This window comes from Methanoregula sp., assembly GCF_041645475.1.
In the GTDB taxonomy this organism is placed as follows: Archaea; Halobacteriota; Methanomicrobia; order Methanomicrobiales; family Methanospirillaceae; genus Methanoregula.
In genome coordinates this window covers 54,602-63,950 of sequence record NZ_JBAZQA010000019.1, presented here as the reverse complement: position 1 = coordinate 63,950, position 9,349 = coordinate 54,602, and the positions used below count along the sequence as shown (strand labels likewise).

The 9,349-nt window shown below is 54.7% G+C and carries 10 protein-coding genes; 7 read left to right on the top strand and 3 right to left on the bottom strand.

Annotated features, from left to right (window positions below; all coding sequences use genetic code 11):
• Positions 1-36 precede the first annotated feature (36 nt).
• Positions 37-789, top strand: coding sequence for a SagB/ThcOx family dehydrogenase (locus WC598_RS13430; RefSeq protein ID WP_372962015.1), 753 nt, complete (start codon positions 37-39; stop codon positions 787-789).
• A 148-nt stretch (positions 790-937) separates the two neighbouring features.
• Positions 938-2,875, top strand: coding sequence for a molybdopterin biosynthesis protein (locus WC598_RS13425; protein WP_372962014.1), 1,938 nt, complete (start codon positions 938-940; stop codon positions 2,873-2,875).
• 198 nt (positions 2,876-3,073) lie between these two features.
• Here the strand turns inward: WC598_RS13425 and WC598_RS13420 are convergent, their stop codons facing one another.
• A complete protein-coding gene (locus WC598_RS13420) occupies positions 3,074-3,478 on the bottom strand; it encodes a hypothetical protein (RefSeq protein WP_372962013.1) in 405 nt (134 codons plus the stop codon).
• A 140-nt stretch (positions 3,479-3,618) separates the two neighbouring features.
• Positions 3,619-4,428 carry a uridylate kinase gene (locus WC598_RS13415; protein WP_372962012.1) on the bottom strand — a complete coding sequence of 270 codons (810 nt, stop codon included), beginning with the start codon at positions 4,426-4,428 and terminating at the stop codon, positions 3,619-3,621.
• A 133-nt stretch (positions 4,429-4,561) separates the two neighbouring features.
• Here WC598_RS13415 and WC598_RS13410 point away from each other — a divergent pair, with 133 nt between their 5' ends.
• The 5 genes from WC598_RS13410 to WC598_RS13390 all read left to right on the top strand — a co-directional run bounded on the left by WC598_RS13410 (position 4,562) and on the right by WC598_RS13390 (position 8,455).
• Complete coding sequence (locus WC598_RS13410; protein ID WP_372962011.1) at positions 4,562-4,765, top strand: hypothetical protein; 204 nt, start codon at positions 4,562-4,564, stop codon at positions 4,763-4,765.
• 100 nt (positions 4,766-4,865) lie between these two features.
• Positions 4,866-5,204 carry a hypothetical protein gene (locus WC598_RS13405; protein WP_372962010.1) on the top strand — a complete coding sequence of 113 codons (339 nt, stop codon included), beginning with the start codon at positions 4,866-4,868 and terminating at the stop codon, positions 5,202-5,204.
• Positions 5,205-5,361: 157 nt separating this feature from the next.
• Entirely contained in the window at positions 5,362-6,432 is a 1,071-nt protein-coding gene (locus tag WC598_RS13400; RefSeq protein WP_372962009.1) for a substrate-binding domain-containing protein, read from the top strand.
• A gap of 197 nt (positions 6,433-6,629) precedes the next feature.
• A complete protein-coding gene (locus tag WC598_RS13395) occupies positions 6,630-7,358 on the top strand; it encodes an ABC transporter permease (RefSeq protein WP_372962008.1) in 729 nt (242 codons plus the stop codon).
• Positions 7,355-8,455 carry an ABC transporter ATP-binding protein gene (locus WC598_RS13390; RefSeq protein WP_372962007.1) on the top strand — a complete coding sequence of 367 codons (1,101 nt, stop codon included), beginning with the start codon at positions 7,355-7,357 and terminating at the stop codon, positions 8,453-8,455. Before WC598_RS13395 ends, WC598_RS13390 begins: the two co-directional genes overlap by 4 nt.
• Before the next feature lie 59 nt (positions 8,456-8,514).
• Here the strand turns inward: WC598_RS13390 and WC598_RS13385 are convergent, their stop codons facing one another.
• Positions 8,515-9,162: a hypothetical protein gene (locus WC598_RS13385; RefSeq protein ID WP_372962006.1), complete on the bottom strand. Its 648-nt coding sequence runs from the start codon at positions 9,160-9,162 to the stop codon at positions 8,515-8,517.
• Between the last annotated feature and the right edge of the window lie 187 nt (positions 9,163-9,349).

The window sequence follows — 9,349 nt, the reverse complement described above, 5'->3', positions numbered from 1 at the left end:
CGCGATCAGATCATCGTATATCCAGGGTGTGACCCTATGAACAAAGTTGGAAAAGACTTCATCAATGGAACCAGATGCCCGGATTACTCCACGGTCGACCTTATCCTCCGTGTCCCGGAACCCCCCCGCGAACTACCGGTCAAAAAAGGGCAGACCACAATCAAGCTCCCAAGCCCGAAGCGGTTCAAGATAACGGATGTACCGGTACGGGAGGCCATCGAGGGCTGGGAACCCGTAGGGTTCTTCCCCCGCTCCACGATGGACGTAAAACAACTCTCGTACCTGCTCTGGTGCACCCAGGGCTTCAGGAAAACCGTGGCAGAGACGATCGAGATCCGCAACACGCCGTCAAGCGGTTCGCGGAACCCGCTGGAGACCTATTTTGTCGCGGGCGAGGTGGAAGGACTGGAGACCGGGTTGTACCGGTACCTCCCGAAATCCCACAGCATCGTAGCCGAACGTATCGACTCGGGAATTACGCTCGAGATGAGTACCGCAAGCTTGAACTTCAAGCTCACGACCCGGGCGGCGGTAACCTTCCTCTGGGTAGCAATCCCGTACCGCACGGTCTGGGCGGTGGGGAACCGGGGGTACCGGAGTGCTCTTATCGAGGCCGGGCATGTCTGCCAGAACCTGATCCTGGCAGCAGCGGGACTCGGTCTCCAGGTTGCCCCGATCGACCTTTTCCACGATGAGCTCATAACAAATCTCGCAAATCTCGATCCGGAGACCCAGTGGCCGATCTACATTGCGGCCGTGGGATCGATCGGAGAGAACGTAGCCCTCTGATAAGGACACGCGGTTTCCCCACCCGGCATTTCCCCCGGAGGCCAAACGAAATAGTTTATTGGGGAACACCAGCATAAATTATTTTCAATTTACATAGCCGGGGAATTAATACTATAATGTCGGGGAGATTTACGGGTGAGGGGCAGTCTTGTCAGAGGACAGCGGCTCCGTTGCGAAGACCGGGTGCAGCATGGTAAAGCGGTACCTTGAGCTCCTCTCCCTTGGAGAGGCCTTAACCCTTCTTACAAAATCATTTGCCGCCCCAGGGCATATGGAAAACGTCCCGGTTGTGCAATCGGTCGGGAGAATTGTTGCAGAGCCGGTCTTTGCGAAATATTCTGTGCCTGCCGTGAATATCTCCGCCATGGACGGCATCGCGGTCCGGAGCCGCGACACCATCGGTGCCGGCGACCAGAACCCGATCACCCTTACGCATTTCGTCCGGGTGAACACCGGCAACATTGTCCCCCCGGAGTTCGATGCCGTCATCATGATCGAGGATGTCTGGGAAGTAGGCGACCACTTCAGGATCCGCCGCTCTGCCATTCCCTGGCAGCATGTCCGCCATGCAGGAGAGGACATTAAGGAGAACAAACTCGTTCTCGCAAAGGGACACCTCATCCGGGCATTCGATATCGGGGCACTGGTCACCTACGGGATCACGAGCATCGACGTTCTTGCCGTCAGGGTCGGGATCATCCCAACCGGGAGCGAACTCGTACCACCCGGCGTGTGGCCGAAGCCCGGGCAGGTCGTCGAGAGCAACACGGTGATGGCCCAGGTTTATCTTTCCCAGATGGGGGCGCACTGCACCCGCTACCCGATTGCTCCTGATGAGCCGGATATTATCCGGGAAACGATGCGAAAAGCCGTAGAAGAGAACGACCTGGTCCTCATCTCTGCCGGGTCCTCTGCGGGCACCCGCGACTTTTCCGAGAGCGTGATCCGTTCACTGGGCGAACTGGTCTTCCACGGGGTGGCAGTCAAGCCCGGCAAGCCGGTCATGCTGGGAAACGTCAAGGGAAAACCGGTCCTCGGTCTTCCCGGCTACCCGCTTGCGGCCCAGACGGTCCTCCGTGAATTCGCTGCACCCCTGCTGGAGTCCTGGGGATTTGCCCCCGCACCTCACTACCCGGTCACCGTCCGCTTGGCACAACCGCTCGTCTCGGACCCCGGGTTTGATGAGTTCGTGCCCATCTTTGTGGGCCGGATTGGAACCACCCTTGTTGGAACACCCCACGGGAAAGGGGCTTTTGCCCAGATGGCAACCGTCAAGGCCAACGGGTACACCCATATCCCGGCCCCGGTCGAAGGGTACGAGGCGGGTTTCGAACTTACCGTTATGCTGACTACCGATCCCGGGAGCATTGAACGCACCCTCATCCTGACCGGCTCGATCGATCCGGCTCTCGAAGACCTTGCCGGACTTGCCCATGACGAGGGCCTGTTCATCCATGCCACCAACCCCGGCAATACCCCAGGAATCCTGGCACTGGGCGGCAGCTGCTGCCACGCGGCACCGCTGGTTCTGCCTGCAGATTCCATGCTGGCATCGTACCAGCCGCTTTTACAATACAAAAAATCCGGTGACCTGGTCTTCATTCACATCGCCACCGTTGAGCTGGGCATTGCATCCCGCGATGGGCTGGGCCTGAAGGATCTCACGCATACCCGGTTCATCAATACCCGGAAAGAGACACCTTCCCGTACGGTTCTTGACGCCCTGATAACCGCTGAGGGCATAGACCCCTTAAAAGTGAACGGCTACCTGCAGGAGGTCCACGGTCCGCAGGCAGTTGTCGTTGCGATCCGGAATGGGTTTGCCGATGCCGGCATGTGCACATCAGGGATTGCCAGTGCGAGCGGACTTGAGTTCGTACCGGTTGCGCACGAGGATTACGAGCTTGCACTCTGGCGGGAGATGCTCGCCGATCAGAGGATTAAGACACTCTTAACCCTGATCCGGTCGCCGGCCTACCGTACGCACCTGGAGAAGATCGGGGGGTATGACACGGCAAAGACGGGCGTAATCCGGGATTTATCCCCGGAATTAGTCCTCACCACCTGCCCGCTTCCACAGGACTAGCCGGGTCTTCTCCCTGCAGGAAAGAGAACCGGGTTTTTCACTTTTGAGATAACCTCCTGCCGCCGGGAAAAACCTGCCTTTTTTCATCGGGCTGAATCGCTGCAGTGCCTGCGGGTCAAAGAAAAGAGGATAGGAAAATTACGGAAATACGGGGAACCTGCTGAAAAGCAGAGATCCCCGGCAGGATCAGCGGTGAGATTATTCCGTCTCGGGGGTTTTCCGTACCGGCTTTTTTACCCAAATCAGGTCCTTGCCTTCGAAGGCAAAGGATTTCATGGTATATATTTTCAGGTCTTTTGGCATTTCTGACGTGTCTGCATGGGCGGGCACGATAAGCGCGTAGTCATAACGGGGGATGGTGCCGTCCAGGACCGGCTCCGGGCGGATAAGATCGTTGATCATATCGAGCGTGACCTCTTTCTTGAACGAAACCAGAATCCTTACAATCTCCCGGTAACCGTTGTTCATCCGCTCCACAAGAACGATCGTATCGTAGCCGGCTCCCTTGTTCTTCGGGGTTATCTTCCATCCGTCAAAGCTCGAGTAGAGTCGCCTGATCTCCTGCAATACAAAATCGTGCATAATGTCCGTGCAGATACCCATAGATGATCAGTTAACATAATTTGTTGAATAATAAAAAGACTATGTTAAATAGTTGTAGTTAACATTTGATCGGTCCGGGCACTGCATAACAGGAGTATTCTCCTATAAAAAATCGGAAAAAAGCTGCGGTGAGGGGCAGGTCAATCTGCCCGGATAATGGTGCCGACATTTTTCCCATGGATTGCTTTGTCAATATTTCCGCGCGTATGGCAGTTGATGATCCGCACTTCCCGGATATGGACTGCATCCTTGAGAAGAGAGAGCACCATAGGTTCGAGTACCATGTCATCAAGATCCATTGCAAGCAGTTCATCAACGGTAATGTCCCGGATAAGTTCCGCGTCAGGATTTTTCCGTGGATCTTCTGTATACAGCCCGTCAACGTTCTTGCCGATGATACAGTTCCTTGCCCCGAGAACCTCCGCTATCAGAAATGCCCCGGTGTCTGTGCGGTGAGGAGGAATTGCATCCGACCGGGACGGGTGTTCATAGAGGCCGTACGGGGGTGTGCCGTGGATGACCGGCAGGATGCCCAGTTTCAGGAGCATCGGGAGTTCAAGAAGATCGCCGGTATGGATCCGTGACCCGTTATATTTCGCAAGCAGGATCGAGACCATGATCGCATTCTGTTCCGAGATCTTTGCGGAGAGTTCCGCAAGGACACCGGTGGGCATCCCGAGATCCATGCCGATATCCATGATATGGCGGACCCGCCCGCCCCCGCCGGTAACCACGAGAAGTTTCTGCTTCTTTGAGAGTTCGCCTATCTCCTCGCAGAGCGGGTGCATGACCTCCCGGCCGTAATCAATGGCGCCGTGTCCTCCGATCTTGACGACATTGATATCCGGCGCTATCCGGATCTGTTCCGTTGCCGGGTGTTGCCTTGGCCTGCTTTTCCGGACAAGGGTTTCCCCCTGAAGCCCGCTCCTCAGTTCAAACCGTTTCTTCATGATGTACCAACTAGTGGTATTACAAGGGAAAAATATATAGCACATGTAAACCAGTTGGTATATCAGAGCTACAGAATTCCTGCAGTACCGGTATTTCGGGCTGTACGTTCGTTGTGGCCAGGAGGAAAGTACCATGAAGATATATGTGCGTGAACGCCAGAAAGTCGGAGAGGGCGTCGAGTCCCCGAAATACCGCATTGTCGCGGTGACCGGAGGACAGATCCAGGTTGAAGCAACCCATTTCCGCAAGTTCGAGATCGAACAGATTGCAAAGGACATCAATGCAGAGATTGTGTTCATGAAGCCGGTGGCCGATGAACACAAGAAGAAACACTAATCTTTTTTTTAAGTGCCTTTTGCGGATAATGACGGGAGACGCACGGTCAGGGTTTCGTAAGTCTCTTTATGGGATCATGTCCAATTATCCATGAAGATTCATGGCCGCACTTTCTGTTGATATTCTCTTTGATGCCGCCATCCGCATCCAGATCCAAGAGCGGTCGTTCACCGTTACGTATACCGATTCGGGAGTCCGCCTCAAATTCCCGACAACCCGCAGGCTCGCGGAGTTCCTCGATGTGCCCCACTACTATATCCTCCCGTATTTTGCCACCATGGAGGAAGGAGACCTCGTCACCCGGGCCGAGCGGGTCGGGATCATGACAACGGCCAACGGGACCCGGAAGATGATCGATCTCATCCGGGAAAAATATGAGGACGAGACCATAGCAATTCTGGGCAGGCCCGTTTTTCTTGAACTGGCAAAAAAGATCTGATCCCGCCCGGGCCCTTTTTTTCAACAATTTAACAAACCCGGTAAATCAATAAGAATTCCTTTGAACCATCTGGTTATCAGCTGATTATTACTTTCTTTTAACAAACAGTAAAAAGAAACATTGAATAATTCACGTCGATAAGAATGATCCGGTCATTATGACAAAAACTGTGCATGTAGGAATTATTACCGTAATGATTGCCATCCTGTTCGTTACAGCCTGTTTTGCCGGCTGTACCAGCCAGGCTCCCGCAACCACGCCGGCAGCATCAGGAACACCAGCAGCAACGGCAGCAACGCCGGTTGCAACAGGCAGCGCCCAGAACACGCTCCTCATCGCGACAACAACCAGCCTGTACGACACCAAGCTCCTCGACTATCTCCAGCCCATGTTCGAGAAACAGTACAATGTCACGCTGAAGATCACCTCGCAGGGAACCGGCAAGGCAATCGAGCTTGCCAAGAACGGCGACGCAGATGTCCTTCTCGTCCACTCCCCGAGCCAGGAGCTGGCGTTCATGAAGAGCAACAATGGGATCAACCGGCGCTCGTTTGCATCCAACTCGTTTGTCATTGTCGGCCCGGCTGACGACCCCGCAGGCATCAAAGGCATGACGCCAGAGGCAGCCCTCACAACCATCTACTTAAAGGGTATGAACAAGACCGCAAAGGTTGCCTTCATCTCCCGTGGCGACAACTCCGGGACCCACTCGGCCGAGAAGGCAATCTGGTCCAATGCCAAGTACAATTACACCACCCAGATCCAGAAATCCGGCGACTGGTATGTAGAAGCCGGCAAAGGAATGGGAGAGACTCTCCAGATGGCAGGCGAGAAGGGTGCATATGCGCTTACTGACGAAGGCACGTACCTTGCCTACAAGAAGGATTTGAACCTCGTCCCGATCATCAGCAATGGTGCAAGCCTGCTGAATATTTACAGCGTCATGACGGTCTACAACGACAAGCAGCCCGCGGACAAGATCCAGATGGCGAACAACTTCGTCAACTTCCTGATCGCACCGGACACCCAGGCCGCTATCGGAAGTTATGGTGTGGACAAGTATGGAAAGGCCCTCTTCATCCCGATGAGTGTCACCGTCCCGACTGCACCGGCAGGCTATGTAGGGGACCACACAACCCCGGCAACCGCTGTAGCTCCTGTACCGGCAGCAACAGCCACCGTTGCAGCCACGTCTGCAACCACTGCCGCAGCAGCCAGTACAAAGTAAATTTTCCTTCTTTTTTTCGGGCTGATCGTAAAAAGAGAGAGACGTATCAGGGATCTGTGTTTCTCTTAAGGGTACAGGAATTCTGCCCGGAGCATCCCATTAACTATCAGGAAAAGAAAGAAAAGGTAACTGAAGAACCAGATCTTGTGATCATCCGGAAATACCATGGGATGTAGTTTGTTCAGGAGTGAGCAGCAGTGAGCGACATTTCAGCGGGCATTGTTCAGGCAATCGACCTCATCGTCACCCTCAACCCCGAGGTCATGCAGATAGCCGCACTCTCCCTGTATATCTCCCTCTCGGCAACGATCCTTGCTGCCCTCATTGCCATCCCGCTCGGGAGCCTCATCCATTTCAATGAATTCCGGGGAAAACGGGCGCTCATTGTCCTGATCCAGACCCTCTATTCCGTTCCTACCGTAGTAGTTGGTCTCGTGATCTACCTGCTCATCTCGCGGAGCGGCCCGCTGGGTTTTCTCGGGCTCCTCTTCACACCGGGCGGTATGATCCTCGGGCAGACGATCCTTATCATCCCCATCGTGACGGGACTCGTCATCGCCGCACTTGGCGGGATCGACAAAAGCCTCAGCGATACGCTTGTCGCTCTCGGGGCTGACAGCGTCCAGAAGATCTGGGAGATCCTCAAGGAAGCAAGGTATGCCATCCTGAGTGCGGTGGTCTTTGGATTCGGGCGGGCAATCGCCGAGGTGGGGGTCGCCATGATGATCGGCGGCAATATCCGCGGCCATACCCGGGTCCTGACCACGGCTATCGCCCTTGATGTCGGGATGGGAGAGTTCCCGCTCTCCATTGCCCTTGGGATCATCCTCCTCCTCGTTGCCCTGATCGTGGTTGTGGCATTGAACCTGATCACGGCAGGGATGTCTGCGGATATGCAGAAAATCGCCGGAGGTCCCCGCGGATGATCCGGATCGAGCACCTTGGAAGAAAGATCGGGGGAACCATAATTCTCCAGGATATCAGCATTGGGATTAAGCAGGGGGAGATCTTCACGTTCATCGGGCCGAGCGGCAGCGGCAAGACATCCCTCATCCGGCTCATCGACCTCCTCGATCTCCCGACATCCGGTACAATCTTCTTTGACGGAGAGGACACTGCCACCAATGAGGCCGCCAGGCTGGCAATCCGTCGGCGCATGGGCATGGTCTTCCAGAAGCCGGCGGTGCTCAATACCACCGTTGCAAAAAACGTTGCCTTCGGCCTGAAGTTCCGCGGGGAGGACAAGAGTAAAATTTCGGGAAAAATTACGTCTGCTCTGGATCTTGTCGGCCTTGAGGGATTTGAGGAGCGCAGTGCGATCACCCTCTCCGGGGGCGAGATGCAGAGGGTGGCCCTTGCCCGTGCCATGGTGACGGAGCCTGAAGTGCTCCTGCTGGACGAACCGACGGCAAACCTCGACCCGGTCTCATCGGAGCTGATCGAGGATCTCATTGTCCGGATAAGGAATGAATTTAAAACAACGATCATCCTCTCCACCCACGACATGATCCAGGGCCAGCGGCTCGCGGACCGGATTGGCGTGATCATGGAGGGGCGGCTGGTACAGTCCGGGACGGCAACGGATATTTTTTACCAGCCAAAAGGGAGGGAGATTGCACGATTTGTCGGGATCGAGGCAATACAGGGAGGCGTTATTACGGAGAACACGGGCGGGCATGCATTCATACGGGTCGGGGATATCCTCTTCGAGGCATTGACCGATCTTCCGGTGGGCAGGAATGTGGCAATGTATATCCGGCCGGAGGAAATCTCCTTAACGCCCGCTGCAGCAGGGCCGGCCAGGTCCAGTATGCGCAATCAGATCCATGGACGGATCACAAAGATGATACCGTACGGGCCGTTCGTCCGGGTCAGCGTTGACTGCGGGTTTGTGCTCACAGCCCTCATCACCCGGAGATCCTGCAGTGAGCTCGGCCTCAATTGCGGGACATCTGTTATGGCTGGCGTCAAGGCCACGGCAATTCATGTGTTGCCGGAGAAGGGAGGAAAAACAACGGGATAATCATTCCGGCAATCCTCTTTTTAAAAAAAATGCCGACCGACCCGTAATCACAGAATGAACTACCTGCGGTCTGCCTGTTCTTTCTTAATGTCCCAGGGTTCCCATGGTTTTGAGGGCACCCCATGTGTCATCGCGGTCCGTTGTGCGGAGGGAAAACTACAGACCGCAAGTATGTCTGACCCCTTGATGCACTCCCCTTCAAGAGATCTGGCCGCAAGTGAGGAGAGGGATAGGATTGAGTGGGGAAGGTGAAGACCAAACAGGTTGTTTGTCTCTACATAGTGAACATTGGTCCGCACATAGTAACTGCTGTTGTTCTGCACATAGAGACGACAACTGGAGCGGGTCACATGAATCCCCATTGCGGCCAGGTATGCCGGCACCCGGTTCACCGGTATCGTTAAGGATAATGCAATACAGAGATCAATGATGACGGAGCCTATCCGGGTATCGGGATAGAACGGTTCATCGGCATAACAGATCCTCTGGCAGGAGCGACACTGAAATCGTTTGACGTTGACATACAGGGTTTTTTTGGCGTCCTCTGCCAGCAGGTGGGCGAACTGTTTCTTTTTTATGTCATAGCCGGAAAGGGAGCCACCGCAGGCAGGGCATGAGGGGAGTTCTGCAAACGTAAATCCGTCACAAACCGAGATCCCGGCCTGGACAATATCGCTTAAAAGCGGGGGGATTTTAGGTGGTTTCATGACGTGCGCGCTCCCCACGATCCCGCAATTTCCGGATAAACGGGGGTCAATTGATTTGCTGCAATAATTGATGGAACCATTTTACCCATACCAGCCAGTACTTCTCTTTCACCCACCATTATTAATCATTTTTTGCAGTTTTTTCAACATGCTTAAATAGCCTTCAGTCCGACTCATTTTTTATCAC